At 43.6% G+C, this 25950-nt stretch carries 26 protein-coding genes and 1 pseudogene; 16 read left to right on the top strand and 11 right to left on the bottom strand.

The window, feature by feature from the left end; all coding sequences use genetic code 11:
* Nucleotides 1–12 precede the first annotated feature (12 nt).
* A complete protein-coding gene (locus V5739_RS10125) occupies nt 13–1164 on the bottom strand; it encodes a zinc-dependent alcohol dehydrogenase (RefSeq protein WP_423818071.1) in 1152 nt (383 codons plus the stop codon).
* A 283-nt stretch (nt 1165–1447) separates the two neighbouring features.
* Nucleotides 1448–1924 carry a DUF4168 domain-containing protein gene (locus V5739_RS10120; protein ID WP_423818070.1) on the bottom strand — a complete coding sequence of 159 codons (477 nt, stop codon included), beginning with the start codon at nt 1922–1924 and terminating at the stop codon, nt 1448–1450.
* A 131-nt stretch (nt 1925–2055) separates the two neighbouring features.
* Here V5739_RS10120 and V5739_RS10115 point away from each other — a divergent pair, with 131 nt between their 5' ends.
* From V5739_RS10115 to V5739_RS10060, 12 genes are all read left to right on the top strand, one after another.
* Nucleotides 2056–2949 carry a sulfotransferase domain-containing protein gene (locus V5739_RS10115; protein ID WP_423818069.1) on the top strand — a complete coding sequence of 298 codons (894 nt, stop codon included), beginning with the start codon at nt 2056–2058 and terminating at the stop codon, nt 2947–2949.
* 100 nt (nt 2950–3049) lie between these two features.
* Nucleotides 3050–3238: a hypothetical protein gene (locus V5739_RS10110; RefSeq protein WP_345596985.1), complete on the top strand. Its 189-nt coding sequence runs from the start codon at nt 3050–3052 to the stop codon at nt 3236–3238.
* Between the two features lie 96 nt (nt 3239–3334).
* The gene (locus V5739_RS10105) at nt 3335–3670 is read left to right on the top strand and encodes an arsenosugar biosynthesis-associated peroxidase-like protein (RefSeq protein ID WP_029036636.1); all 336 of its coding nucleotides are present in this window, start codon (nt 3335–3337) and stop codon (nt 3668–3670) included.
* Nucleotides 3671–3878: 208 nt separating this feature from the next.
* A complete protein-coding gene (gene arsS / locus V5739_RS10100) occupies nt 3879–4934 on the top strand; it encodes an arsenosugar biosynthesis radical SAM (seleno)protein ArsS (RefSeq protein ID WP_423818068.1) in 1056 nt (351 codons plus the stop codon).
* A 4-nt stretch (nt 4935–4938) separates the two neighbouring features.
* The gene (locus V5739_RS10095) at nt 4939–5550 is read left to right on the top strand and encodes a TIGR04282 family arsenosugar biosynthesis glycosyltransferase (RefSeq protein ID WP_423818067.1); all 612 of its coding nucleotides are present in this window, start codon (nt 4939–4941) and stop codon (nt 5548–5550) included.
* Nucleotides 5551–5560: 10 nt separating this feature from the next.
* A complete protein-coding gene (msrB, locus tag V5739_RS10090) occupies nt 5561–6121 on the top strand; it encodes a peptide-methionine (R)-S-oxide reductase MsrB (RefSeq protein ID WP_423818066.1) in 561 nt (186 codons plus the stop codon).
* 10 nt (nt 6122–6131) lie between these two features.
* Entirely contained in the window at nt 6132–6962 is an 831-nt protein-coding gene (locus tag V5739_RS10085) for a purine-nucleoside phosphorylase (RefSeq protein WP_423818065.1), read from the top strand.
* The gene (locus V5739_RS10080; protein ID WP_423818064.1) at nt 6962–8260 is read left to right on the top strand and encodes an NAD(P)/FAD-dependent oxidoreductase; all 1299 of its coding nucleotides are present in this window, start codon (nt 6962–6964) and stop codon (nt 8258–8260) included. Before V5739_RS10085 ends, V5739_RS10080 begins: the two co-directional genes overlap by 1 nt.
* 38 nt (nt 8261–8298) lie before the next feature.
* On the top strand, nt 8299–9876 hold the full coding sequence (locus V5739_RS10075) for a 4Fe-4S binding protein (RefSeq protein WP_423818063.1): 1578 nt from the start codon (nt 8299–8301) through the stop codon (nt 9874–9876).
* Between the two features lie 145 nt (nt 9877–10021).
* On the top strand, nt 10022–10711 hold the full coding sequence (locus tag V5739_RS10070; RefSeq protein WP_423818062.1) for a glycosyltransferase family 2 protein: 690 nt from the start codon (nt 10022–10024) through the stop codon (nt 10709–10711).
* Entirely contained in the window at nt 10711–12216 is a 1506-nt protein-coding gene (locus V5739_RS10065; protein ID WP_423818061.1) for a cellulose synthase family protein, read from the top strand. Before V5739_RS10070 ends, V5739_RS10065 begins: the two co-directional genes overlap by 1 nt.
* Entirely contained in the window at nt 12213–13559 is a 1347-nt protein-coding gene (locus tag V5739_RS10060; protein ID WP_423818060.1) for a mannosyltransferase, read from the top strand. The genes V5739_RS10065 and V5739_RS10060 overlap by 4 nt, the downstream gene beginning before the upstream one ends.
* A 282-nt stretch (nt 13560–13841) precedes the next feature.
* On the opposite strand, the gene V5739_RS10055 is transcribed toward V5739_RS10060, so the two are convergent.
* From V5739_RS10055 to V5739_RS10020, 8 genes are all read right to left on the bottom strand, one after another.
* Nucleotides 13842–14813 (bottom strand): deoxyhypusine synthase family protein, encoded by a 972-nt coding sequence (locus tag V5739_RS10055; RefSeq protein ID WP_266069405.1) that lies wholly within the window; start codon nt 14811–14813, stop codon nt 13842–13844.
* Nucleotides 14806–15681 carry an agmatinase gene (gene speB, locus V5739_RS10050; protein WP_266069406.1) on the bottom strand — a complete coding sequence of 292 codons (876 nt, stop codon included), beginning with the start codon at nt 15679–15681 and terminating at the stop codon, nt 14806–14808. Before speB ends, V5739_RS10055 begins: the two co-directional genes overlap by 8 nt.
* A 66-nt stretch (nt 15682–15747) precedes the next feature.
* Nucleotides 15748–17145 (bottom strand): arginine decarboxylase, encoded by a 1398-nt coding sequence (locus tag V5739_RS10045; protein WP_345596965.1) that lies wholly within the window; start codon nt 17143–17145, stop codon nt 15748–15750.
* Nucleotides 17146–17406: 261 nt separating this feature from the next.
* Nucleotides 17407–18315 carry a pseudouridine synthase gene (locus tag V5739_RS10040; protein ID WP_423818059.1) on the bottom strand — a complete coding sequence of 303 codons (909 nt, stop codon included), beginning with the start codon at nt 18313–18315 and terminating at the stop codon, nt 17407–17409.
* A 340-nt stretch (nt 18316–18655) separates the two neighbouring features.
* A complete protein-coding gene (locus tag V5739_RS10035) occupies nt 18656–19561 on the bottom strand; it encodes a geranylgeranylglycerol-phosphate geranylgeranyltransferase (RefSeq protein WP_423818058.1) in 906 nt (301 codons plus the stop codon).
* An 8-nt stretch (nt 19562–19569) separates the two neighbouring features.
* The gene (locus V5739_RS10030) at nt 19570–20508 is read right to left on the bottom strand and encodes a mevalonate kinase family protein (protein WP_423818057.1); all 939 of its coding nucleotides are present in this window, start codon (nt 20506–20508) and stop codon (nt 19570–19572) included.
* A 24-nt stretch (nt 20509–20532) separates the two neighbouring features.
* A complete protein-coding gene (locus tag V5739_RS10025; RefSeq protein ID WP_423818056.1) occupies nt 20533–20763 on the bottom strand; it encodes a DUF2442 domain-containing protein in 231 nt (76 codons plus the stop codon).
* A 93-nt stretch (nt 20764–20856) separates the two neighbouring features.
* Complete coding sequence (locus tag V5739_RS10020) at nt 20857–21942, bottom strand: diphosphomevalonate/mevalonate 3,5-bisphosphate decarboxylase family protein (protein ID WP_423818055.1); 1086 nt, start codon at nt 21940–21942, stop codon at nt 20857–20859.
* Between the two features lie 77 nt (nt 21943–22019).
* Here V5739_RS10020 and V5739_RS10015 point away from each other — a divergent pair.
* Nucleotides 22020–22834 (top strand): annotated as a pseudogene (locus V5739_RS10015) (SDR family oxidoreductase).
* Here the strand turns inward: V5739_RS10015 and V5739_RS10010 are convergent.
* Complete coding sequence (locus V5739_RS10010) at nt 22815–24050, bottom strand: NAD(P)/FAD-dependent oxidoreductase (protein ID WP_423818054.1); 1236 nt, start codon at nt 24048–24050, stop codon at nt 22815–22817. The pseudogene V5739_RS10015 and the gene V5739_RS10010 overlap by 20 nt on opposite strands.
* Before the next feature lie 128 nt (nt 24051–24178).
* On the opposite strand from V5739_RS10010, the gene V5739_RS10005 reads away from it, so the two are divergent.
* From V5739_RS10005 to V5739_RS09995, 3 genes are read left to right on the top strand one after another with little or no spacing between them, the layout of a single operon-like run.
* The gene (locus tag V5739_RS10005) at nt 24179–25036 is read left to right on the top strand and encodes an SDR family oxidoreductase (protein ID WP_423818053.1); all 858 of its coding nucleotides are present in this window, start codon (nt 24179–24181) and stop codon (nt 25034–25036) included.
* Between the two features lie 48 nt (nt 25037–25084).
* Nucleotides 25085–25606: a DUF421 domain-containing protein gene (locus tag V5739_RS10000; RefSeq protein WP_423818052.1), complete on the top strand. Its 522-nt coding sequence runs from the start codon at nt 25085–25087 to the stop codon at nt 25604–25606.
* The gene (locus V5739_RS09995) at nt 25606–25872 is read left to right on the top strand and encodes a SemiSWEET family sugar transporter (RefSeq protein WP_423818051.1); all 267 of its coding nucleotides are present in this window, start codon (nt 25606–25608) and stop codon (nt 25870–25872) included. The genes V5739_RS10000 and V5739_RS09995 overlap by 1 nt, the downstream gene beginning before the upstream one ends.
* The last annotated feature ends 78 nt before the right edge of the window (nt 25873–25950 follow it).

The following is a 25950-nucleotide window of genomic DNA, read 5'->3' as shown; positions in this document are numbered from 1 at the left end:
AAAATGCTGCTCTTATGCTGATGGCGGAATAAGCACGGTTTTTATACAATTGTCGAGCTTATTGCTGAAAATGTGGTAACCTTCGGCCACCTCTTCCAGCGGAATGCGGTGCGTGATCATTTCCTTCGGCTTGATTGTTCCCGATTTTACGTGCTCTATCATTTTTGGCAGCAGCCTTTTTACCGAAGCCTGGCTCGCCCTGATGGTAATACCCTTGTTCACCACATTCCCAATGGGCACTAAAGCATCAATAGGACCATATACCCCAACTATTGATACGATTCCGCCTTTTTTAACCGAGTTGATAGCCCAGTGGAGCGCGGTTGTTGAGCCTCCCTGTATGAGAAGCTTTCTCCCCAGCATCGTATTCATAGTATCTCCTGCAGCTTCGGCACCCACGGCATCTATACAAACATCGGCCCCAAGCGAATCTGTGATTTTTTTAATGAATACTACCGGATCTTCAAGTGCTGTAAAATTATACACCTCGCATTGAGCAAAATCCTTTACAAATTCAAGCCGGTAATCGAGCTTGTCTATCACAATCACTCTGCCTGCGCCAAAGAGCCAGGCCGATTTCGCTGCCATAATCCCTATTGGGCCGGCACCAAATACCACCACGGTATCACCTTCCTGAATGCCTCCCATTTCGGCTGCCTGGTATCCTGTGGGCACCACATCGGTAAGGAGCACGGCGTCGTCAGGATCCATCCAGTCGGGGATCACTGTAGGTCCAACATTGGCATAAGGAACCCGCACGTATTCTGCCTGCCCGCCATGGTAACCTCCTGTAGTATGTGAGTACCCAAAAATTCCACCGGCAGCGGTAGACTGTGGATTTGCTTCATGGCACATTCCGTACATTTCCTGCTTGCAAAATGCACATTTACCACAGGCAATATTAAAAGGCACCATCACCTGGTCGCCCACCTTTACTTTAGTGACTGAAGAGCCCACATCTACCACTTCTCCTATAAATTCATGGCCAAAAGTAGTTCCCACCCGGGTATCGGGCACGAGGCCGTGATACAGGTGAAGGTCTGAGCCGCAAATACAACTTCTGGTTACTTTTACAATAGCATCTTCGGGATGCTCAATTTCTGGGAAAGGACGGTCACGGTCTGCACGAATCCTGAAAGGACCGCGGTAATTCATTGCTAGCATACTGGTAAGTTTTTCTTTTTTAAAGCATCCATAAATCAGGAGTGAATTACACTGTCCTGATTTAGTGTGTTTTAAAATTAAAGAAAGGGATCTTCCAACAAAACTTTTTAACGATACTTTATAGCCCGCTCCGTCATTTTTGGGATACTGCTAACAAACCCGGAGAAAACAACATAAAAAAAAGGCTGTCTTAACAGCCCTGTTCCTGTCAGCCCGAATTTACTTAAGATTGAGGTTTTAGTAGCTCTTAAAACAGCCTCCTTTAATAGGAATATTTCAGAATTTAACCCTGTAGCATCTGCTGAATTCTCTGTTGAAGTTGCGTATCAGTCTGGATTCTCATCGCAATTTGCTCATATCTTTCCAGCGTAAGTCCCTGTTGGCTGATGAACTCCTCCAATTGTTGCTGAAGTCCCGCCTGCATAGATTCAAATTGCCCTATGATCTTTTTGTGGGTCGCTTTTTCTTCGGGAGTAGCTTCTACCTCAACTTCAGGATCTACTGAAGCCTGGTGAATCTCGTTGAAACGGGCAAATTCCATGCCTTCGTCTTTCACCAGCTGCATCATCTTTTGTTGTGCTTCCATCGCCACTTGTTGAACGCCCTGTAGCGCCTGTACAAATTTGGTCAATTCGGCATCGGTTACTTCAGCCGATTGCTGTTGTTGCTCCGGCGCCTGTTGCTCCTGTGCAAAAGTCGCTGTACTACCCAGCATTAAAAATACTATAAGCGCTCCTGCCAGTTTGTTTACATTGGTCATATTAAAAGTTTTATTTGCCGTGGGTTGGTTCAAGTACCATGCCAGCATCTTTCTGAAGGCTATATCTCATGAAAAATGGCAGTAATGCACTTTCTTCAAATTTTACTAACTTCTGGTCAAAAAAACGAAATATGAACATATTACAGGTTAGCGCCCCAAAATCTGGCAGCTTTTGGCTTAATACAATTCTGAAGAAAAGCCTGGAACAGGCGGGTGAAGAAATCACTTATTATACAAAGACACGGCCCGAATACGCTACTCTTAAGCAAGAAAAACTCAGTTTTAAAGACCAGGCAGGCACCGATATGCTCGACATTGACGACAATGGTGTTGCCTTTAGAGTGAGTTCCCTGCTGAAAGAGCCCGTTCCTAATATGCAGGATTATTCTCAAGAAGCCAGCCTCGCCTGGACGCATTCTACCTGGTGCCAAAAAACTGCTGAAGTTTTTGCCTTTTTTGACAGGAAAGTCTGCATTGTGAGAGATCCGCGAGACACGGCGCTTTCGGCCGCCAAGTTTGCTTTCACGCCTTACATGCAAAAGCACTACCCTTCCCCTTATAATTCGGTTGAAGAATTTTTTTCTGCGGAATATGATCGCCTCCTGGAGCAATGGGTCTGGTTCTACGGAAATTACCTGCTGCATTCAGGAGAACTGGATTTGCATTTTGTATTCTACGAAAACCTGCTGAAATCTTTTCCGAAGGAATATGAGTCATTGCTGAAGTATCTCAATCTCGATTTGAGCGAAGAGGAAAAGAAGACCATAGCTTCAGAAGTGAGTTTTTCAAGCATGAAAGAAGAGAATCCGCGGCACCTGCACAAGGGCAAAAGTCATAAATGGGTAGATGGATTGAGCATAGATCAAATAGAAAGAGCAGCCATAAAAGCAGGGCCGCTAATGCACATTTTTGGATATCCGATTAGCCCGGGAGAAGGGGATAAATTGCCAGCTATGCCACGGGATATCCCCAAACAAGAGTTGGAAGAGATCCTGAGCAAAATTGACTGGAAAACGCTTTATTAGGCCTTAACCTCTAAACTTTTCTTAATTGTGCCCCTGCAAAATTTCAGAAACAAAAGTTTCTAAAGGCAATTTTGTACCTTAAACTTTAAAAGCTTTTACCATGGAAACTAACGATCGCAAGGAAAATAAAAAATCTACACCGGTAGAGAACAAAAAAACTGACAAAAAGTACCATGTCAATCAGTCAACCGAAGAAAAAACAGGAGGTAGCCTGGGCGTAATTGCCATTGGGGTAATTATTGCCATTGTGGTGCTGGGATTATTGTTCTTTTCTGATGTGTTTGCATAAGAGGTTCCAAAAATGACATTTTTAAGACCTTATTTCACGAAGGTTTAAATGCTCTTTACCTTACACTTCCTATCTTAGAGGCCCAAATACAAACTTATGTCAAAAACATATTACGATCCCGCCGACCTTAAGAAGTTCGGCAGTATATCGGAATGGGATGAAGAATTAGGAAGCAAATTTTTTGAATACTACAACAGCGTGTTTGAAGAAGGCGCCCTTACAGCCAGGGAAAAATCGCTTATCGCACTTGCCGTGTCACATGTGGTACAATGCCCGTATTGTATAGATGCCTATACCAAAGACGGCCTACAACGCGGAATAGAAAAAGAAGAGATGATGGAAGCCATCCATGTTGGCGCAGCCATAAAAGGCGGTGCCACCCTGGTGCATGGAGTCCAGATGATGAACAAGTACAATAAGTTGTCCATGTGACAACTTGTTGTACTTGTTAAGTAAAGCCGTTGCATGCAACGGCTCAGAAGCCAGGTGCGAAGCCAGGCGCTAAGCCAGCTCACACTCAAAGTAAAGCGTTGTATGCAACAGCTCCGAGGTAAGATGCCAAGGGTCTCCACAGGACCAACATCCAAAGTAAAGCCGTTGCATGCCACGGCTCAGCAGTCACTATAACCACCAGTAACACATGCCCACAAAATCCCTACAAGCCCGAAAAAACCTCCTCTCTAACCCTGCCGAGCAGCTAAAATACCTTAGCAATGGCATCTTTGGTAAAGGGGAATTGCCGTTGTTTAGAGATAAAGTGGGCGAGAAAGGAGCTTATCCGCTTAAGCCCAAAAAGCTGGAGATCCTGCAGCTCAATCTTGGTTATATGTGTAACCAGGTGTGTTCGCATTGCCATGTAGATGCGGGGCCCGATCGCAAGGAGATCATGACCCGCGAAACCATGCAGCTCTGCCTGGACGTGATCAGGAAATCGGGGGCACATACCTTAGACCTTACCGGCGGGGCACCCGAGATGAACCCAGACTTCAGGTGGTTTGTAGAAGAAGCTTCAAAAGCCGGAATCAAAGATTTCATTGTGCGCTCCAACCTTACCATCATAGTAGCCAATAAGAAATACCACGATCTGCCGGAGTTCTTCAGGAAACACAATGTGCATGTGGTCTCGTCACTTCCGTTCTATAAAAAAGAAAAAACGGACAGGCAGCGTGGCGACGGAGTTTTTGACAAATCCATTCAGGCTCTAAAAATGCTGAATGCCGCAGGATATGGCAAAATGAACAGCGGACTCCAGCTTGACCTGGTCTATAACCCTGCAGGGGCATTTTTACCGGCCAACCAGCAGGCCCTGGAGCGGGATTTCAAAAAGGCACTAAAAGAGGATTTTGATATTGAATTCAATGAGCTTTTTTGCATCACCAACCTTCCAATAAGCCGGTTTTTGGAGTATCTTATAGCTTCAGAAAATTATGAAGATTACATGACTGCGCTGGTTGAGGCGTACAACCCCGCTGCCGTAGAAAATGTGATGTGCAAGAACACACTTTCAGTAAGTTGGGATGGCTGGCTGTACGACTGCGATTTTAACCAGATGCTGGGGTTGAAGATCAACTCGAAAGTGCAGCATTTAAAAGATTTTGAACCGGAAATGCTTCAGGACAGAGAGATTTGCATTTCCCAACACTGCTATGGCTGCACGGCAGGAGCAGGCAGCAGCTGCCAGGGCAGCGTAACCTGATATTATGAAAGAAAAAACCGATGAATTACTGCTCATTTTTACCCGAAATCCGGAGAAAGGCAAGGTCAAAAAACGCCTTGCGCAAAGTATTGGAGACGGGGCAGCTTTAAAAGTTTACAACTATCTGCTTCAGCATACTGTGGCCATTACACGGCCACTTCCGGTAGAAAAGTGGGTATATTATTCTGAAGCCCTTCCGGAGAATGATATTTGGAACAAAGAATTTTTCAGAAAAAAACTTCAGCAGGGTCAGGATCTGGGACAGCGTATGGAGCAGGCTTTTTCCGAAGCATTTAAAGCAGGATTTCAAAAAGTGGTGATCATTGGAAGCGATCTTTTTGATATTGAAGAAGCAGACCTGAAAATGGCATTTTTGACACTTGACGATCATGAATATGTAGTGGGGCCGGCCCAGGATGGCGGCTATTTTCTGCTCGGCATGAAAAAACCCACTCCGCAACTCTTCAGAAATAAAGACTGGAGCACCAGCCGGGTTCTTGATCAAACTCTTAGCGACCTGGAGCAGGAAAAGCTAAAGCTGTTGCCGGTGCGCAACGATATTGATACTTTTGAAGATATGCGCAGCCATCCTGAACTAATGAAATTGATTGATTAAAAACAATGATATGAAGAAGATGAAGATTTTACTTTTTTTAATTGCAGCGGTTTTGACCCTTGCGTGCAACGAAGGGAAGAAAACCGAAAAAGGGGCCACCCTTATGACCCAGGTCAAGGAAGTGCCTGTACAAACCCAAAATTATGATTCGGTTAGGGCCGATACCATTGAGGTGGGAAATGTCACCCGATCTAAAGCAGAATGGAAACAGCTGCTCACTCCCGAAGAATACGAAATTTTACGGCAAGCAGGCACAGAACCGGCATTTCGCAACGCCTATTACGACAACAAAAAAGAAGGTATTTACTACTGTGGCGGCTGTAGTTTACCGCTGTACAGCTCTAATACCAAATTTGATTCGGGCACAGGCTGGCCCAGCTTTTATGCGCCTATAGATTCAAAACTCGTGAAGCGAAAGATAGATCGCCGCTACGGAATGGAGCGCGTAGAAGTGGTGTGCGCCCAATGCGATTCTCACCTGGGACACATTTTTCCTTATGACGGAGTACCAACAGAAGAGCGGCATTGCCTGAATTCACTGGCGCTCGACTTTAAACAAATGGATATTTAAAAAATAATCAATGCTCAAAGATTTAGAACACACTACAGAATTTCTTGAGGCCAGGGGCTTCGATAAACCCGAAATAGGGATCATCCTGGGAACCGGGCTGGGGAAATTGATTGATGAATTAGAAATAATGTCAGAAGTCAGTTATAATCACATTCCCGGCTTCCCAACAGCAACAGTGGAATTCCATAAAGGAAAACTCATTTTTGGGAAGCTCGACTATAAAAAAGTGGTGGTAATGCAGGGGCGTTTCCATATTTATGAAGGTTATTCATTGTGGGATGTAACTTTTCCGGTTAGGGTTATGAAACGCCTGGGGATCAAAAAACTGCTCATTTCAAACGCAGCAGGTTCTTTGAATCCTGAGTTTAAAAAAGGTGAGATCATGCTTATCGATGACCATATCAATCTTCAGGGCGGTTCTCCTTTGGCTTTTAGGGGTGTGGAGCAACTGGGCACGCGCTTTACAGATATGAGTGCCCCTTATGATCAACAAAGCGGCCGAATCATGCAGGAAATTGCCAAAGAACACGGCTTTCCACTGCACAAGGGAGTTTACGCCGCTGTGGTGGGGCCTCAGCTCGAAACCCGCGCCGAGTACCGCTATTTGCGCACCATTGGAGCCGATGCCGTAGGAATGAGTACAGTGCCCGAAGTTATTGTGGCCAACCATCTTAAAATACCAATTGCCGCAGTCTCTGTATTGACCGATGAAGGAAATCCCGATGACCTGAAACCAGTGAATATTCAGGATATTATTGAGACCGCCGGAAAGGCCGAACCTATGATGATCACGCTATTTAGGGAACTTATAAAACGCATAGAACTTAAGCCGGCAGAATAATGTCAACTAAAGAACATGTGGTCATAATTGGAAACGGCGTGGCCGGGATCACTGCTGCACGTCACATTCGCCGGATTTCTGATAAAAAGATCACGGTGATCTCTGCGGAAAGTGACTACTTCTTTTCGCGTACCGCCCTGATGTACGTGTACATGGGCCACATGAAATGGGAACACCTGAAGCCTTACGAAGACTGGTTTTGGGAGGAGAACAACATCGAGCTGAAGCAGGCGTATGTCGAGAAAATAGAAGTCTCTTCAAAAATGCTATTTTTGAGAGGTGGTGAAAAAATGTCTTATGATCAGCTTATCCTTGCCACCGGCTCTGCTCCCAGGTTTCTGGGATGGGACGGGGAAGAACTCAAAGGCGTACAGGGACTGGTTTCAAAACAAGACCTCGAGCTGCTCGAAGAGAACACCCGAACCTGTAAAAGTGCAGTGATCGTTGGCGGCGGACTCATAGGAGTGGAACTGGCCGAAATGCTGCACACCCGCAAAATTCCTGTGACCATGCTCATTCGGGAAAAAGCTTTTTGGCAGAATGTACTGCCCATTGAAGATGCCCAATTGATCTCCCGGCACATTGAAAGCCACGGGATCGTTTTGAAACACGAAACTGAGCTTAAAAAGATCAACGGCACCAACGGGAGATTGACTTCTATAGAAACCTCTTCGGAAGAAGAGCTCACGTGCGATCTGCTGGGAATTTCGGTAGGTGTCAAGCCAAATATCGGCTTTTTGGAAGGATCAGAAATTGAAACCGATCGCGGAATTCTTGTTGATGCTAATCTACAAACAAACCTTCCTAACGTTTATGCGATTGGAGACTGTGCACAACACCGGCAGCCCACAACGGGCAGAAAAGATATTGAAGCCGTATGGTACACCGCCCGAATGATGGGAGAAACCGTGGCGCAAACCATCTGCGGAAGGCCATTTGCTTATAAGCCCGGTCACTGGTTTAACAGTGCAAAATTCTTTGACATTGAGTATCAAACCTACGGAAATGTGAGTGCAAACCCCGGAGAGGCAGAACAACATTTTCACTGGCAGCATAAAGATGGTGAGAAGGCTATTACCATTGCCTTTGACCCCGGAAACTATAAATTCCTCGGAATTAACGCTTTTGGAATCAGGATGCGACATGAAGTCTTTGACCGCTGGCTAACAGAGGAACGGGATCTTGAATATGTCCTGTCACACCTTCGCGAAGCCAATTTCGATCCCGAATTTTACGATCGCCACGAGAAGGAGATTTTTAGTAGTTTTAAAAAGAATATGATAAACAGCCACACCTAACAGGTTTTTAAAACCTGTTAGGTGTCAAATTCCTACAAATGTCCACAGCCCAAAATAACATGTCTCTTTCCGGAGAACCGCCCGCAACACTCTCCACTACTCAAAAAGTAGCCGCCGGCATCGGCTGGACAGGCGTTTTCATTTTGGTCCTGGCCCTTTTCAACTTGCAACTGCCTTCAGTTTTTCTTTACTCGGCTATCGGGCTGATTGGATTGGGAGTGATCATTTTTGCAAATGATCTTTACCTGGGAAAATCTGCAGGGGTGAAAAACGACGGCATCTGGTTCAGGTCAATGACCTCCCGCGGCGGCGTCGCCTGGGGCACGGGAATAATCCTCACTTTGTTCTACATCGTGTTATACTGGTTTCCGCAGTACCTGGGCTACAATTCCGATGGCGCCAACAGCGGACTCATAGCTCTATTCGATCCGCTTAGCAGGTTGATCAGCGGTCATGCTGCAAGTCAGTGGTTTGTTTATGGAACCCTATACACACTCGCCATCCTTGCCTTTGGGTATAAGTTTTTGCTGAAGTACCGCCACAATAAGTATGAAGTACTGCGCACATATTCCGTAATGTTTTTTCAGCTGGGATTCGCGTTCCTTATTCCGGAGATCCTCATGAGGCTCAATCAGCCGTATTTCAATCCGGTGAATATATGGCCACTGAATTATGACCTTTTTGCGGGGTATAAGTTATCAGAATTCTTTTCCGCAGGAAATATTGGCCTGCTCATGCTCTTCTTCGGAATCGCTTCTATTTTTGTGATCACTCCCATCCTCACCTATTTCTACGGAAAAAGATGGTACTGCTCCTGGGTTTGCGGCTGCGGCGGACTCGCTGAAACTGCCGGCGACTCTTATAGACATTTATCAGATAAAAGCAGGGCAACATGGAAATTTGAACGTTATATCATTCACGCCGTTCTGGTGCTCGTGGTGGTAATGACCATTGCAGTAGTTTACTCTTTCCTGAATGAGAATCCGGATCAATTCTGGCTGGATAAGAACGTATTTCTAATGGGCTCGGCAGCATTTCTGGTCCTGCTTTTTGGTCTTTTCTGGATATTCAAAAGAAACAGGCTGGCAAAAGATGCCAAAAAAGGCGCAATTATCTCCCTCAGCATTGTTCTGGCCATTATCGCTGCATTTTACTTCAGCGGAATGACCTACGGCTATTTGCTAAGGCAATGGTATGGCTTCCTGATTGGCGCAGCCTTTTCGGGAGTAATAGGGGTCGGTTTTTATCCAATTTTTGGAAATCGCGTGTGGTGTAGGTTTGGCTGCCCAATGGCTGCGGTACTGGGAATGCAACAGCGGTTGTTCTCTAAATTCAGGATCACAACCAACGGCGGACAATGCATCTCCTGCGGAAATTGCTCCACCTATTGTGAAATGGGAATTGACGTGCGGGCATATGCTCAAAAAGGGGAAAACATCGTACGCTCCAGTTGTGTTGGCTGTGGGATTTGCAGTGCGGTTTGCCCACGGGGTGTTCTGAAATTAGAAAACGGATCCCTCGAAGGCAGGATCAACAGTGAAGCGGTGTTGCTGGGAAATGATGTTGATCTTCTGGATTTCATTCAGCAACAGAAAAAAGCAACACGGAAAAATTAAAGAAGTACCAAATTTTTACCTGCCGAAGCTTTTGCGTAGGCAGGCCAAGCACCAAATACAGAAATTCGATGCCATTCAAAATTTACAGAAATCTTGAATCTTAAATTTTGAACCCCATTCTTCGCAGAATGATTTTCTTTGCATCATGCCTCAAATAAAAGTTATTATTCCGGCTTACAACGAAGCAGATTCTATTGGTCATGTGGTGAAAGATATTCCCGCAATTGTTAACGAAGTTATCGTGGTGAGCAATAATTCCACAGATGCTACCGAAGAAGTTGCCGAAAAAGCAGGAGCCACTGTGTTGCGTGAACCCCGAAAAGGTTACGGCTATACCTGCTTAAAAGGAATGGAATATATCGCACAGCTCCCAAAAAAGCCTGAAATAATCGTATTTTTAGATGGTGACTACAGCGATTTTCCACAGGAACTGGAAAAGATCGTGGAGCCAATTATCCAGAGAAATATTGATATGGTGATTGGAGCAAGGGTCAAACGCTGGCGGGAAAAAGGCGCTATGACCTTTCCGCAGATTTTTGGAAACTGGCTGGCAACAAGCCTTATGAAGTTGTTCTTTAACGCCCGGTTCACCGATCTTGGTCCGTTTAGGGCCATTAATTACGAAAAGCTGCTAGCTTTAAACATGGAGGACAAAACCTACGGCTGGACGGTAGAAATGCAGCTAAAGGCTTTAAAAAAGAAGTACAGCTATGAAGAAGTACCGGTGCATTACCGCAACCGGATAGGGGTTTCAAAAGTTTCGGGCACTGTAAAAGGGGCTTTTATGGCCGGAGTCAAGATACTTACATGGATCTTTAAATACAGTTTCAAATAATGGGAACGGCAATTTTAATAATTTTCGGGTTGTTAATGCTGGTAGTTTTCTTCTACAGCCTTTCCCTGCTGCACCTGCTCATCAACTTCCGCAGAAGCAAAAAACAGATAGATACCTCTCAAAAATGGCATTTTTCAGACCCTTTTCAGATTCCTTTTGTCACGGTGCAACTTCCACTTTACAACGATAAACCGGTGGTAGAACGGCTGCTTCGGAATATTTCAAAGCTGGATTATCCTCATGATAAATTACAAGTGCAGGTGCTGGACGATTCTACAGATGATTCGGCAGCTCTTACTACTGAAATAATTTCTGAATTAAGAGCTGAAGGTTTTCCAATTGAACATATCACCCGAACCCACAGGAAAGGCTTTAAAGCCGGAGCTCTTAAGGCCGGAATGGCCTCTGCAAAAGGGGAATTTATTGCCATTTTTGACTCCGATTTTCTTCCTAAACCCGATTGGCTAAAAAAAACTGTTCCTTATTTTAAAGATGATAGTTTGGGTGTAGTGCAGACCCGCTGGGGGCATCTCAATGAAGATTATTCGTTACTCACTAGATTGCAGGCTTTCCTGCTGGACTACCACTTTATCCTGGAGCAAACCGGGCGCAACTTCGGAAAACATTTTATCAACTTCAACGGGACTGCAGGAATCTGGCGAAAAAGCTGCATTCTTGATGCCGGAAACTGGGAGGGCGATACCCTCACCGAAGACCTGGACCTGAGTTACAGAGCCCAGCTCAAAGGCTGGAATTTTAAATACCTTAAAGAGGTAGTAACTCCGGCCGAATTACCCATTACTATCGAAGCAGCACGTTCCCAACAATTCCGGTGGAACAAAGGGGCAGCAGAGAATTTTCAGAAGAATTACAGGAAAGTATTAAAGGACAAAAACGCCACTTTTGGCACCCGCGTCCACAGTTTCTTCCACCTTTTGAACAGCAGCTTTTTTTTCGTGGTACTTTTAATGGGAATCATTAGTATCCCGGTGCTCTTTTTACTCGATGATCCGTCATACTCGGGACTTTTGACGGGGATGATCATATTCATTTTAAGCCCCATTATTTTTTTTGTTACTTATTACGCAGCTTACCGGGAACTGCATAAAGATCAACAGCTCTTGTTATTCAGATTTACCGGCCTGTTCTTTACGTTCTTTTCTATTGCCATGGGCCTTTCCCTGCACAATAGCATCGCCATTCTGGAAGGACATTTTGGAAAAAAGAGTGAATTTATCAGGACTCCCAAGTTCAATCTCGGCAACAAGTCGGGTGCAGCTTTAAAGCAGCCGGTGAAGATCACTTTTCAATTGATCCTGGAGATTCTGTTGATGCTGTTATTTGCCTTCGGAATTTTTTCTTCTTTCAGGATTGGAAATTACAGCCTGCTCCCGTTCCATTTAATGATGTTCTTCGGGTTTTCTTATGTGGTATTAGCATCCTTAAATATTGAAGTTTTGAGACCTAACAGGTTTCCAAAACCTGTTAGGTCTGGTAAGGAATGAAGAATTTTCTCCACCTCCACAAAATCCCTCTCCTCATTTTCCTCAGTTGCTGCGCTTTTTATCTGGCCTTCGCCTACGACCTGGAAAGGACCGACTTTTTTAAACTTTTGACCCTCTGGGGCGGACTCTTCGTGCTTAGCTACAAGTTCTTTCAACTGCAGCGCTACAACCTGAAAATCTTACTGGTAGCCACAATGATTTTTCGCCTGCTGTTCCTGTTTGCCATACCGAATTTATCCCAGGATTTCTATCGCTTCATTTGGGACGGCAGGTTATTGCTGGAAGGAATAAACCCCTATTTAATGACTCCTGCTGAATATTTTTCTTCAGGAGATTTACCATTTTCTGGAGCGCAGGAACTTTATGAAGGCATGGGTAGCCTTAGCGCCGGGTATCCGACTAATTATCCGCCGCTCAACCAGTTTTTCTTTGCTCTGGCTGCACTTTTTGGCGGAAATAGCATCCTCGCCTCAATTGTTTGGCTCCGGATCTTCATTATCGCTGCTGATATCGGGATCTTTTACTTCGGAAGAAAACTGCTGAGAAACCTCAAGCTTTCTGAAAGCAATATTTTTCTCTATCTGCTAAATCCGCTCATCATAATTGAACTCACTGGAAATTTACATTTTGAAGGGGTAATGCTGTTCTTTCTCCTGGCAGCACTGTATTTCCTAAGGTGTCAAAAATGGCATTTTTGCGCCTTCTTCTTTTCCTGCTCCATTGCGGTGAAATTGATCCCGCTAATGTTCCTGCCGCTCCTCTTTAGAAGGCTTGGATGGAAAAAAGCTTTAGGTTATTATGCAGCCACAGGTATAATCTTACTTTTCTTCTTCCTGCCGTTTCTTTCGGGTGTATTTGCAGAAAATTTCTTCAGCAGCATAAATCTCTGGTTTCAGAAGTTTGAGTTTAATGCGGGTTTTTATTACCTCATTAGATGGATAGGTTATGAGGTTGAAGGATATAATATTATTAGCTATGCCGGACCTACACTGGCGGGCGTGGTGTTTGTTTCGATCCTAATTATTGCCATTTTGGAACGGAATCACGAAATGCGAGGTTTACTCACCAGTATGATGTTTGGAATGTTCATTTATTTGTCACTGGCCACCACGGTTCATCTATGGTACCTGGCCACTCCGTTGCTACTGTCCGTTTTTACCCGATACAAATTTATGCAGGTATGGAGCCTGATGGTGGTACTGAGTTATTTCGCTTATTCGCAACCCAATTATGAGGAGAATCTGTGGCTAATTGCAGCGGAATATGTCGTGGTATTCGGAGTGATGTTTTATGAAATTTTCGGGCATAATAAGGTAAAATTTCCCGCTGATTCCGCAGATTGACGCAGAATTTCACGCAAAGGATCGCAAAAAATTAGTGTTTAGTGATCGGTAGTCAGTGATCAAGCTTTTTACATTTTAAATTTCCCGCTGATCTCGCAGATTGATGCAGATGAAGACGTGATAATTTCACGCAAAGGGCGCAAAAATTTAAAAGAAGCTCACGAAGAAAATGAGTGAAGAAGATTCAGAAGAAATGTCCCCCTTCGGGAGATTTAGGGGGCTAAAAAAACTCCGAAGGCATTGCTGCTTCCGGAGTTGAATAATTATTCTTAGATCTTGTTGTTACCAGCCTAAAAGGTAGGCAAACACAAGAGGTGCCACAATTGTAGCATCACTTTCGATAATGAACTTAGGTGTGTCTTTATCGAGTTTTCCCCAGGTGATCTTTTCATTGGGTACAGCACCGGAATAACTTCCGTAGCTGGTTGTAGAATCAGAGATCTGGCAGAAATAGCTCCAGAAAGGAATGTCATGCATTTCCATATCCTGATATAACATTGGTACAACACATATTGGGAAATCTCCCGCAATACCTCCACCAATCTGGAAGAAACCAACTCCTTTGTCGGTATTCTTCGTATACCAGTCGGCAATAAAGCCCATATATTCAATTCCGGACTTCATGGTGCTGGCTTTCAACTCGCCTTTCATTACGTAAGAAGCGAAAATGTTCCCCATCGTACTGTCTTCCCAGCCCGGAACCACCATTGGCAGGTTCTTTTCGGCTGCGGCATACATCCAGGAATCCTTCAGGTCGATCTCATAGTACTCCTCCATCACTCCGCTAAGCAACAGCTTATACATATATTCATGCGGAAAATATCTCTCCCCGGCAGCTTCAGCATCCTTCCAGATCTTCACTATATGCTTCTGAATTCTTCGGAAAGCTTCCTCTTCAGGAATACAGGTGTCTGTTACACGGTTTAACCCACGCTCCAACAGGTCCCATTCATCCTGCGCTGTAAGATCGCGATAATGAGGCACGCGCTCGTAATGTGTGTGTGCCACAAGATTCATCACATCCTCTTCCAGGTTAGCACCTGTACAGGAAATGAACTGCACCTTGTCCTGACGGATCATTTCAGCAAAACTTTTTCCAATCTCGGCAGTACTCATCGCACCGGCCAGGGTAACAAGCATTTTGTTCCCCTTGTCAAGTTGCGCCTGATATCCTTTTGCAGCATCTACTAGAGCCGCTGAGTTAAAATGTTTAAAATGTTTTTCTATAAATTCCGTAACCGGTCCTTTACTCATCGTCTTCGTCTTCGTTATGATTTAAATATTTGAATTTGTAGCTCAACATTTTATAGTAAAGTTTAGCCGCAAGAAAGTCAGATGATCTTTCGTTCTCATTGGGGTTAAGCTCTACAATGTCGAATCCTACCACATTCTTCTTTTTGAACATCAGCTTTAAGAATTCCAGGGTTTCATACCAGAACATTCCACCCGGCTCGGGAGTTCCTGTTGAAGGCAAAATAGAAGGATCAAAAGCATCAAGATCAATAGTAATGAAAACGTTTGGCGTCATTTGCCCAATTGCATCATCCATCCAGTCCTCATAAAGATCATGGGCCCAGTACACCTGATTTTCATCCATATGATCCATTTCAGAGATATCCATAGACCTGATACCAACCTGGATAAGGTTAGTCTTTTTACTGGCCTCGTGTACAGCACAGGCATGGTTACAGGTTGTGCCTTCGTACTCTGGACGCAAATCGGCATGTGCATCGATCTGCACCACGGTAAGGTCTTCAAAACTCTCATTAAAAGCACGAATGGTTCCAATAGAAATTGAATGCTCGCCGCCAAAAATAGTAACGAATTTTTCCTGCTTAATGTAATTCTTTACGGTCTTGTGAACCGCTTCTACCATTTTCTCTGGAGACGAATCTTCGGTCACCGGCGGCGCAAGGTACACACCTTTTTTATAGACTTCAGTACGGGTCTCGATATCAAAGAGTTCCATATTCTCTGAAGCTTCCAGAAAAGCATCAGGGCCTTTATCGGCACCCTTACCCCAGGTACTTGTTCCGTCATATGGAACCGGGATCAAAACTACTTTTGCGTCATCTAAGCGTGCATACTTGTCCGGAATGCCGGCGTAATTCTTTTTACTCATTTTATTAGCGATTGTTGTGTTCTAATTGCTTCAATTATATATAGTTAAAAATATAAAAATTCCTGACTATTTCTCGTATCCGAGAATTTTTAGAAAATCCTGGGGCTCCTGCTGCTCGCTAAATAACCTGGTCTCCAGATTTCCGTCTTTGTCTCTGTTAATAAGGATCTGTTTTGGCTGCGGAATCAAACAGTGTTGTAAGCCGCCAAAACCGCCAATGGTGTCCTGATAAGCACCGGTATTAAAAAAGCCGATATACAATGGCTTTTCCCGTTTATACTTTGGGAGATAAATGGCGTTGGTGTTTTGCTCTGAGTTGTAATAATCATCACTATCACAGGTGAGACCCCCAAGCAATACCCGCTCATATTCATCATTCCACCGGTTTACGGCCAGCATGACGAACTTCTTGCTAATAGCCCAGGTATCGGGCAGGGTGGTAATAAAGGAAGAGTTGATCATATTCCATTTCTCCCTGTCGTTTTGCTGCTTTTGGTAAAGGATCTCATAAATGGCACCCCCGCTTTCACCCACGGTAAAAGAACCAAACTCTGTAAATATGTGAGGTGGCTCCACTTCAGCTTCATCACAGGCGATCTTAATCTGGTTGACGATCTCTTCCACCATGTACTTGTAGTCATATTCAAAGTGAAGAGAGTTTTTCACCGGAAAACCGCCACCAATGTTCAGGCTGTCCAGAGTAGGACAAATTCGCTTAAGGTTGATATAAACCCTGAGACACTTCAGTAATTCGTTCCAGTAATAGGCGGTATCGCGAATCCCTGTATTGATAAAGAAGTGAAGCATCTTAAGCTCCACCTGCTCATTATCCTTGATTTGCTTATTGAAAAAAGGCACAATGTTCTTGTAGCCTATACCAAGCCGGGAGGTATAAAATTCGAATTTTGGCTCTTCTTCCGAAGCAATCCTGATCCCAATTTTGTATTTCCCGTCAATAGCTTCAGAAAGCAGATCGATCTCTTCGTAATTGTCAATAATGGGAACACAATTCTTATGTCCGCCATTAATAAGGTTGGCAATATTGGTAATATAGCCGTTCCTCTTAAAACCGTTACAAATCACATATGTATCATTAGTGATCTTTCCGTTCTTTTTAAGATTTTCAACAATATTGATATCTACGGCTGCCGAAGTTTCAATGTGAATATCATTCTTTAAGGCCTCATTTAGCACGTGCTCAAAATGAGAACTTTTGGTGCAGTAGCAATAGTTGTAAGTGCCGGGGTAATCGTGCTTTTTAAGAGCATCAAAAAACCAGTTTTTGGCTTTGTTTATATTTTCCGAAATCTTGGGAAGATAAGTGAATTTTAAGGGTGCACCGTATTCTTTAACGAGCTCCATGAGATCAATACCATGAAAATGCAGTTCACTTCCTTCTACCTTAAATTCTTCCTGGGGGAAATAATAAGTCTGGTCGATTAAATCGCTATACTTCGTATTCAATTTTTACGTAATAAAGTTTAAGGTTAAAAAGTAGAAATTATAAGCCAATGCTTAAAAAATAACGTGATAAAAGTTTGTTAAGGCTACAGTGGCCGGAAAGGTAATTTATTAAAAACCAATGGGATAATCCAAGTGGTGTTTCTTTCATCATTTTAGCTTAGCTAAAGCAAATGTATTAAAAAGCCGGAAAGTTGCAGGATTTTTTTTAATCTCCTTTTACAACTTTCCGGCTGGTCTTTATAAGCTTTAAACTGAGTGAAATCAGAGATTAGAAAGGTTGATCACCTCCTGCTGACTCAATACTCTCCAGTGGCCACGGGTAAGATCCTTTTTGGTCAATCCGGCGTAGACTACACGGTCAAGTTTTACTATTTCGTACCCAAGACTTTTAAATATACGCTGCACAATATGGGCTTTAGTACTTTTAATTTCAAGGCCTACCTCCCTTTTTGGTTTGTTCTCCACATAACTCACTTCGGTGACTTTTGCAGTACCGTCTTCTAAGTTTACACCTTCTTTTATCTTCTGAAGATCATCATATGCCAAATCTTTATCCAGCTCAAGATGATATATTTGCCTTATCCCATTCTTTGGGTTTGCCAGGTTCTTTGCCAGGGTACCATCGTTGGTAAACAGCAACAAACCTGTGGCCTGGGTATCCAGTTTCCCCACAGGAGTAAGCTTTGATTTTGAAGCATTTGCTACAAGATCCATCACCGTTCTGTTCTTTTTCTCAAGACTTCCGGTTACGTAAAAACCTTTAGGCTTGTTTAAAAGGATGTACTCAGGTTTTTCGGGGTTCACGCGGCGACCGTCAAACTTCACCTCATCAGAGATTTGTACTTTGTGTCCCATTTCGGTCACCACCTTCCCATTTACCGTAACGTTTCCGGCAGCAATATAGATATCGGCATCTCTCCTGGAGCAGATGCCGGAATTGGCAATATACTTATTCAGCCTCATCCCATCACTTTTTCCGGCCCCGCCCTGCTTCTTCTTTACGGGCGCATTGCCACGGGACATGTTCTTAGGATCCTTTTCAACTCGGCTTACCGGAGCATTTCCGCGGGAATGGGATTTGGTACGGCCAGCACCGCCCTGTCTTCCGCTACTCGTCTTATTGGAAGAGCGGTCTCCCCTGCTTCCGGATGACCTGTCATTTCTACTCATATAAAATAATTTTGTACAAAGATAGTGGTTTGTTAACAATATACTTGCAAGCCCCAAAATTGAAAAAGAAATTTGAAGATATGGAGATTTGAAGATTATGAGAAAGAAATTCCAATATAAAATTTGAAGAGGATAAAATAAATTCCAAAGTGGTTAATTGGAAAATGGTTATCGGGGATTGAAAATTTTATAATCTCTGTGATCTGCGGGAAACTTAGGAATAACCTCTCGACTCCGCTTGAGGTGACAACAGACAATAATCAAATATCGGCAAAAAGAAATTTGAGCTTTCTTCGCCGAACTCCCGACTATTCAATATTTCAATATACCTTATACAATTCTAAAACACTCTGCTCAACAAGGCGTCCACATCAATTAAGAGTATACTGAAGACCCCCGCGACGATTATAAATTTCAACAGGTTATGCAACAGCAAATACTGCCACTTTGCCCGACTAAAATAAAGGATCAAAAGAAAGAGAAGCAGCAAAGCCACAGCTCCATAGAAAAAGTAATACATTTTCCCTATTTCAAATGTAAAAATGAGGAAATATACCGGGATCATGGAGAAAAAGGTTAATACAGTGAGCAGGCCTTTACTCAGGTTTTCCCCATAAACTATAGGTATGGTTCTGTACCCCTGCACCAAATCTCCTTTCATATTCTCAAGATCCTTCACCATTTCCCGCATTAAAATGATGAGGTATAAAAAGGATGCATGCACGAGAATAACGGTATCGAAATTTTTATAGTAAAGAAAAACAGCAAAAAAAGGGGTTATGGTTATTACAGATGCGACCAGGTTATTAATAAAAAGGATTTTCTTGAGCCGGTGCGAATAAAACCAGATCGCAAAAATGTAGAGAGAGAAAAAAACCACTGCCCTAAATGAGATATAACTGGCAAAGAATATCCCGAACATATTGAGCAAAAAGTACACCGAAAGCTTCGTCCGCTGACTCACAAACCTGTCCAGCATCGTCTTTTGCGGCCGATTAATGAGATCTTTCTCGCTGTCGTAAAAGTTGTTGATGATATAACCCGAAGCCGCCACCGAAGCAGTTGCCAGCACCATAAAGAACAAGTTAGGATCAAAAAGCACGCGCCTTACCGGCAAATCGTGTGCAAGAATAAAAATGGAAGTAAGGTATTGGGCAATGACCAGCACCAAGATATTGTAGCCCCTAATGACCGAAATAAAGCTGAGAATCTTGAGCAGAAGCCGCTTTTTGGAAATAGAAGCCATGGATCGCTTTAGAAGTTGTAGACTACTTCCAGGCGGTAATCTTTTAATGCTTTTCTGGCCTTTTCAATATCTTCTGTAAACCCGAGAATGTAACCACCACCACCCGAGCCGCAAAGCTTGAGGTAGTAGTCATTGGTCTCGATCCCATTCTTCCAGAGTTTATGGAATTGAGCCGGGATCATAGGTTTAAAATTGTCGAGTACAACGTGAGACAGCTTTTTCATGTTTCCAAAAAGGGATTTTACGTCACCCTTTAAGAAATCATCAACACAGGCATCTGTGTGTTTTACGAACTGATCTTTCAGCATTTTTCTGAAAGGTTCCTGCTTCATGTTCTCCATAAAAATGTTCACCATGGGAGCAGTCTCACCAACAGATCCGCTATCGAGAAGGAACACCGCACCTTTTCCATTTTGCGTTTGCGACGGAATTCCGGCAGGTTCAATATTGTCTTTAGAATTGATAAGGATAGGAATACTCAAATAAGAGTTCAAAGGATCCAGTCCCGAGGATTTTCCATGGAAGAAAGACTCCATTTCCCCAAAGATCTTTTTCAGCTTTAAAAGCTTTTCCCGGGTAAGATTTTCGAGTACAGTGATCTTTTCTACTGCGTATTCATCGTAGATTGCAGCCACTAAAGCCCCGCTACTTCCCACTCCATATCCCTGCGGTATACTGGAATCAAAGTACATTCCTTTTTCAATATCGGCCTTAAGTTCGGTAAAATTAAATTGAACAACCTCCGGCATTTTCGCCTGCAGCTCCTCCAGGTAATCTGCAAATCGCTTTAGGCTTTTGTTTGATGCCTGTGCTGCTTCCGAAGGATCTTCATCAACTTTTAAAGCCCCATTGTAGAAATTATACGGAATAGACAAACCTTTGGAATCTTTGATGATCCCATATTCTCCGAAGAGTAAGATTTTAGAATAAAATAAAGGTCCTTTCATAGCGACTTGGTATTTTTTTCCTGGTTATGAGTTTAATATTCCGTGGACAGAAAGATCTTCATCTACCCTCTTCCAATGCACCCCATAACCACCGGGGGAAATTGAAAAATCCAACAGCTCTTCTTGAGAAGCGTTGTATAATTTGGGATACCACTCCAAAGGAGCGCCAATCTCACCATCTTCTAAAGAAAAGAAAACTTTCTCATCCCTGAAGAATACATCCTTAATTTTTATGTCAGTCTTAACTGTTTTCAATTTTTTGAATCGATAAGTCATAGAACATATTGCTGCAAAGATATACATTTAACTGAAATGTAATTCATTACCCTATATGATCTAAGTCAATTATCAGGCCATTTTCTTCGCGCCGCTGCCTACTCTGTCATTGATATACTGGCCGTTCTGGCAGAATTGTTTCAGTTCTGCTTCAATAAATTCCTGCGTTTCCTGCGCCTCTTTCTCAGGAAAAAGCAAATGAACATTCGCACCTGCATCAAGAGTAAAACACAAATGCAGCCCGGTTTCTTCTCTAAACCTGAAAATTTTGTTGATAATCGCGAGTGTGTTGGGCTTCATGAGGAGAAAATACGGCTGACTTGTCATCATCATCGCATGCAGCGTCAAAGCCTCACTTTCCACCACTTTTATAAATTCTGAAAGATCACCACTTCGGAAGATCTTTTTGAGCTTATCAAGGTTGTCGTGCGCCTGCCTGAAGCGGGTTTCGGCATAAGGATGATCATTCATAAGATCATGGCCCAACGTACTACTCACCTGCTTTTCACCTTTATCTACAAGCAAAATGGTATCGCGATAATTCCTGAAGTTGTCATGCACTTCATCCCGAAAAGGCACCCCGTATAGATCGCTGCTTCTGTAAATGTTATTATGCATGCCCCAAACTACAAGCTCTCCTTCAATGCTGCGACAGGCACTACCCGATCCCAGTCTTGCTAAAAATGAGCTTTTTCGGGTGAAATATTCTTCATCCATTTCGGGATCCAGTTGTCTTTCCAGGCTCATAAGACAAAGTGCAAGGGCACTCATGCCGCTGGCTGAAGATGCAATTCCGCTGCTGTGCGGAAACGAATTTGAAGTTTCTATAGTAAATTCATAGTCTTTCAAAAATGGCAAATATGGCTCCACTCTTTGCATGAACTTCAGGATCTTTGGCCTGAAAGCATCTTTTTCCTCCCCTTCAAACAGCAACCTGAAATCAAAGTCAGCAGTAGGTTTTTGTTTCTTCTGAAACTTCAGTTTAGTGGTTGTACGGCATGAATCGAGCGTAAAACTAATCGACGGATTCGCCGGAATTTGATGTTCCAGCTTTCCCCAGTATTTTACGAGGGCAATATTACTAGGGCTTTGCCAGGTTACCTCCCCCTGCTCTACCGCTGCCGGGTAGGACTTCGGAATAAAATCTTTTTCGGTCATAACACAAAGATAGATTTTCCTGCAAAAGCAAAAGCCGTTAAAAAATGCTATTTTAGAGAGGCAATAAAAAAAGAACTATGCCAAAGACGATCCTCATCACCGGCGCCTCCAGCGGAATTGGCCGCGCCACAGCAAAACTTTTTGCCCAAAAAGGCTGGAATGTTGCCGCGACCATGCGTTCTCCCGAAGAAGAAACTAAGTTAGGAGAAACCTCTAACCTAAAACTTTACAGGCTGGACGTGACAAAAAAGGAGCACCTGCAAAATATTATCTCACAGGTGGAAGACGATTTCACCTCCATAGATGTCCTGTTCAACAATGCCGGTTATGGCGCAGTGGGCGCTTTTGAGAAATCTTCAGAAGAGGATGTACTCAACCAGTTTAAGGTCAATGTTTTTGGCGTGATGGATCTTACCCGCCAGTTATCCCTTATTTTAAACAGAGAGGGGAAAGCATGATCATCAACACTTCCTCGGTCGTAGGGAGGTTTACTATTCCGCTGTACAGTTTATATTGCTCCAGTAAGTGGGCGCTTGAAGGTTTTACTGAAGCTTTACAATATGAACTAAAACAGTTCAACATCAAAGTAAAAATGATTGAACCGGCCGCTATAAAAACAGATTTTCATGGGCGTTCCCTTAAGACATTTGAAAATGAAGATGTGAAAGGCTATGACAAAATGGAGAAAAATATTCTCAACGGAATGAAGAAAAGAAATGAAAAAGCACCCGGGCCCGAGGTAGTTGCAGGTACTGTCTTTAAAGCCGCTACAGATGGCAGCCAAAAATTAAGATATCCTGCCGGAAAAGGTGCCGGGGCAGTACTCATCGCCCGAAAGCTCCTACCCACTTCCTGGTTTAATAAAATAGTTTTTAAACAGCAGAATCGGTAGTCATGGCTTTGGCTGCAAGGTAACCGCCGGTCCAGGCATTTTGGAAATTGAAGCCGCCGGTGATGGCATCAATGTTTAAAACCTCACCTGCCAAAAAGAGGTTTTTACAGACCCGACTTTCAAAAGTCTTGAAGTTCACTTCCTTTAATTCCACCCCGCCCGCAGTCACGAACTCTTCTTTAAAAGTACTCTTGCCGTGCACCTGGAAAGTACCACAGCTAAGCTGTTTTGTAAGCTCTTCCAGCTGCTGTTTATTGAGATCGGCCCAGCGAACCTCAGCCCCAATTCCTGAAGCATTGACCAAACTTTGCCAAAGCCGTTTTGGCAGCTCAAATTGTGCATATTTATGTGGCGACTGTTTTGCATTCTCCTTTTTGAGGCGTTGCAGTTCTTCAGAAATTTCTTCAGGAGAAAGTTCTGGCAGCCAGTTGACTTCGATCTCGAAATTCTTTTTATCACTAAGTTCCCTTGCGCCCCAGGCAGAAAGTTTTAGAATAGCAGGCCCGCTCATGCCCCAGTGAGTGATCAAAAGGGGCCCTGATGTCTCCAGCTTTTTATCTCTAAGGCGAACAACGGCATTTGTAGCCACTCCGGGGAGATCTTTGATTCGGGCATCGGTGATCTTGAAGGTGAACAGCGAAGGCACGCCGGGGACAATATTGTGACCTAAATCTTTCAGCATTTCCCACATTTTTGGATTGCTGCCCGTAGCCACTAAAATTTTTTCAGCAGTGAAATTCTCCTGGGAAGTTTCAATCTGCCAGCGGTCATTGTGCAATTGCACATCCTGCACAGCACGTTTGGCAAGCACCTCGATTTTTAACCTTTTTGACTCCTTTAGAAATAGATCTATGATGGTTTCTGAAGAATTTGATTCCGGAAACATCCTGCCGTCATCTTCGATTTTCAGCGGCACGCCTCTTTTCTCAAACCATTCGATGGTATCGCCGGTCATGAAGCTATGGAAAGGTCCGCGCAGCTCTTTTTCGCCGCGAGGGTAGTTTTTAGTGAGTTCCTTTGGGAGAAATTCAGCATGAGTAACGTTACACCTTCCGCCGCCCGAGATCCTCACCTTGGTAAGCACATCCTTTCCTCGTTCCAGAATGCAAATTTTGGCTTCCGGAGCCATTTCAGCAGCATTTATCGCGGTGAAGAATCCGGCGGCGCCACCGCCAATAATTACAATATCAAAAGAAAGAGGTTCCAAAAATGTCATTTTTCAGCCTCAAAGATATTCAAATTAAAGAGACGTTATTCTTTGTTTAAAGCTGCGCTAAATCTTTCTTAAAGCTTCGGAAGCCTAAAGTGTGGTTCTCTAACTTTAAAATTCTAAAAGTCAAGCTTATGGGCAAACCTAAAGACCTTCCGAAGCAGAAACAGGGAAAACAACCGGGAAACCAGCAAAAGATGCACCCCGAACCCGAGGTGATACGAAAAGATTACAAAGGCAGTGAAAAACTGAAAGGGAAGATCGCTTTAATTACCGGCGGTGACAGCGGTATTGGCCAAAGTGTGGCGGTACATTTTGCTACAGAAGGCGCTAAAGTGGCTATCGTATATCTTTCTGAAGACAAAGATGCCAAAGAAACTGTCAAAATGATTGAAAAAGCAGGATCTAAAGGTTTGGCCCTAAAAGGAGACCTTAAGGATGAAAAGTTTTGCCAGGAAGTGGTGCAAAAAACTGTAGATAAATTTGGCGGACTCAATATCCTGGTCAATAATGCAGCCATGCAGTTTCCAAAAGAGGAACCGGAACAGGTAACGGCAGAACAGGTTAGGAAAACTTTTGAAACTAACATTTATCCGTATTTTTTCGTTGTCAATGAAGCTTTAAAACACCTTAAAGACGGCGATTGCATAATTAATACCACCTCGGTGACGGCCTATCGCGGCAGTGAGCACCTGCTCGATTATTCGAGTACAAAAGGCGCGATCACGGCTTTTACCCACTCGCTTTCAAAAATGCTGGCTGAAAAGAACATTCGGGTGAACGCAGTGGCGCCGGGGCCCATCTGGACGCCATTAATTCCTGCCAGTTTTGATGCAGAACACGTAGCAGAATTTGGCAAAAAAGTTCCGCTTGGAAGAGCAGGGCAACCCAGTGAAGTGGGCCCGGCCTACGTATTTTTGGCTTGTAAAGATGCCAGTTATATCACCGGGCAGGTAATTCACGTGAACGGCGGCGAAGTGGTAGGCGCCTGATAAACCCCAGATGCTTATCTTGTTTCTCTTAACCAATGAAAAATTACTATGGAAGAATGGTTTAACATAGGCTGGAAAGCTGTTATGGCTATTTCGGTAAATGCGGTAGGAATTTACATCGCGATCATCCTGTTCACCCGACTCGCCGGAAAAAGAAGTTTTTCAAAAATGTCGAGCTTCGATTTCGCTATGACAGTGGCCATAGGTTCTATAATCGCATCTACAGTGCTTTCCAAAAGTGTGAACCTGGCAAGCGGAATTCTTGGGCTCGCTCTCATCTACGGATTACAGATTAGTGTTGCTTTTTTCCGAAGATATAAAGGTGTAGGTGAAGTGGTAGATAATTCTCCTTTAATGCTTATGGACGGGCAGAAAATACTTACACACAACCTTCACAGGGCAAAAGTCACCGAAGGAGATCTAAGGTCGAAGCTACGCGAGGCAAATGTGCTTAACCTCTCCCAGGTTAGGGCGGTGATTTTTGAGGCTACAGGAGATATTTCGGTACTTCACAGCGACAGTGGAGATGAAGTGCTCGAAGATTGGTTATTAAAAGATGTAGAGCGCTAATGATAGGCTGGACAGAAATATTGGGCCTCACCGCAGGTGTTTTTACCACTGCGGCCGTCACCCCGCAAATTTGGAAAGCCTGGAAGACCAAAGAAGTAGACGACGTTTCTCCCGGGATGTTCTTTGTGCTTATTACCGGCCTGGCACTTTGGGTGACTTACGGAGTAATCACAAAAGACATTCCTATTATAGCTACCAATGGCGTTGCTATTTTGCTCAACAGCTTTATGCTTTTCCTCATTTACCGCTATCGCGAGAAAAGCTAACCCATTAGGTAAAAAGCTGTTAATCTTACTTAAAACTCAACTAAGGGATTCTTAAACCTGTTGAAAACAACACTCTCA

It is taken from the genome of Salinimicrobium sp. TIG7-5_MAKvit, assembly GCF_049569215.1.
In the GTDB taxonomy this organism is placed as follows: domain Bacteria; phylum Bacteroidota; class Bacteroidia; order Flavobacteriales; family Flavobacteriaceae; genus Salinimicrobium; species Salinimicrobium profundisediminis.
This window is presented reverse-complemented; position numbering and strand designations above follow the sequence as displayed.

What these genes read in the sequence shown, in the direction of transcription:
- V5739_RS10125 (WP_423818071.1), bottom strand. Translation starts at nt 1,164, where the DNA reads ATGCTAGCAATGAATTACCGCGGTCCTTTCAGGATTCGTGCAGACCGT.
- V5739_RS10120 (WP_423818070.1), bottom strand. Translation starts at nt 1,924, where the DNA reads ATGACCAATGTAAACAAACTGGCAGGAGCGCTTATAGTATTTTTAATG.
- V5739_RS10115 (WP_423818069.1), top strand. Translation starts at nt 2,056, where the DNA reads ATGAACATATTACAGGTTAGCGCCCCAAAATCTGGCAGCTTTTGGCTT.
- V5739_RS10110 (WP_345596985.1), top strand. Translation starts at nt 3,050, where the DNA reads ATGGAAACTAACGATCGCAAGGAAAATAAAAAATCTACACCGGTAGAG.
- V5739_RS10105 (WP_029036636.1), top strand. Translation starts at nt 3,335, where the DNA reads ATGTCAAAAACATATTACGATCCCGCCGACCTTAAGAAGTTCGGCAGT.
- arsS (WP_423818068.1), top strand. Translation starts at nt 3,879, where the DNA reads ATGCCCACAAAATCCCTACAAGCCCGAAAAAACCTCCTCTCTAACCCT.
- V5739_RS10095 (WP_423818067.1), top strand. Translation starts at nt 4,939, where the DNA reads ATGAAAGAAAAAACCGATGAATTACTGCTCATTTTTACCCGAAATCCG.
- msrB (WP_423818066.1), top strand. Translation starts at nt 5,561, where the DNA reads ATGAAGAAGATGAAGATTTTACTTTTTTTAATTGCAGCGGTTTTGACC.
- V5739_RS10085 (WP_423818065.1), top strand. Translation starts at nt 6,132, where the DNA reads ATGCTCAAAGATTTAGAACACACTACAGAATTTCTTGAGGCCAGGGGC.
- V5739_RS10080 (WP_423818064.1), top strand. Translation starts at nt 6,962, where the DNA reads ATGTCAACTAAAGAACATGTGGTCATAATTGGAAACGGCGTGGCCGGG.
- V5739_RS10075 (WP_423818063.1), top strand. Translation starts at nt 8,299, where the DNA reads ATGTCCACAGCCCAAAATAACATGTCTCTTTCCGGAGAACCGCCCGCA.
- V5739_RS10070 (WP_423818062.1), top strand. Translation starts at nt 10,022, where the DNA reads ATGCCTCAAATAAAAGTTATTATTCCGGCTTACAACGAAGCAGATTCT.
- V5739_RS10065 (WP_423818061.1), top strand. Translation starts at nt 10,711, where the DNA reads ATGGGAACGGCAATTTTAATAATTTTCGGGTTGTTAATGCTGGTAGTT.
- V5739_RS10060 (WP_423818060.1), top strand. Translation starts at nt 12,213, where the DNA reads ATGAAGAATTTTCTCCACCTCCACAAAATCCCTCTCCTCATTTTCCTC.
- V5739_RS10055 (WP_266069405.1), bottom strand. Translation starts at nt 14,813, where the DNA reads ATGAGTAAAGGACCGGTTACGGAATTTATAGAAAAACATTTTAAACAT.
- speB (WP_266069406.1), bottom strand. Translation starts at nt 15,681, where the DNA reads ATGAGTAAAAAGAATTACGCCGGCATTCCGGACAAGTATGCACGCTTA.
- V5739_RS10040 (WP_423818059.1), bottom strand. Translation starts at nt 18,315, where the DNA reads ATGAGTAGAAATGACAGGTCATCCGGAAGCAGGGGAGACCGCTCTTCC.
- V5739_RS10035 (WP_423818058.1), bottom strand. Translation starts at nt 19,561, where the DNA reads ATGGCTTCTATTTCCAAAAAGCGGCTTCTGCTCAAGATTCTCAGCTTT.
- V5739_RS10030 (WP_423818057.1), bottom strand. Translation starts at nt 20,508, where the DNA reads ATGAAAGGACCTTTATTTTATTCTAAAATCTTACTCTTCGGAGAATAT.
- V5739_RS10020 (WP_423818055.1), bottom strand. Translation starts at nt 21,942, where the DNA reads ATGACCGAAAAAGATTTTATTCCGAAGTCCTACCCGGCAGCGGTAGAG.
- V5739_RS10010 (WP_423818054.1), bottom strand. Translation starts at nt 24,050, where the DNA reads ATGACATTTTTGGAACCTCTTTCTTTTGATATTGTAATTATTGGCGGT.
- V5739_RS10005 (WP_423818053.1), top strand. Translation starts at nt 24,179, where the DNA reads ATGGGCAAACCTAAAGACCTTCCGAAGCAGAAACAGGGAAAACAACCG.
- V5739_RS10000 (WP_423818052.1), top strand. Translation starts at nt 25,085, where the DNA reads ATGGAAGAATGGTTTAACATAGGCTGGAAAGCTGTTATGGCTATTTCG.
- V5739_RS09995 (WP_423818051.1), top strand. Translation starts at nt 25,606, where the DNA reads ATGATAGGCTGGACAGAAATATTGGGCCTCACCGCAGGTGTTTTTACC.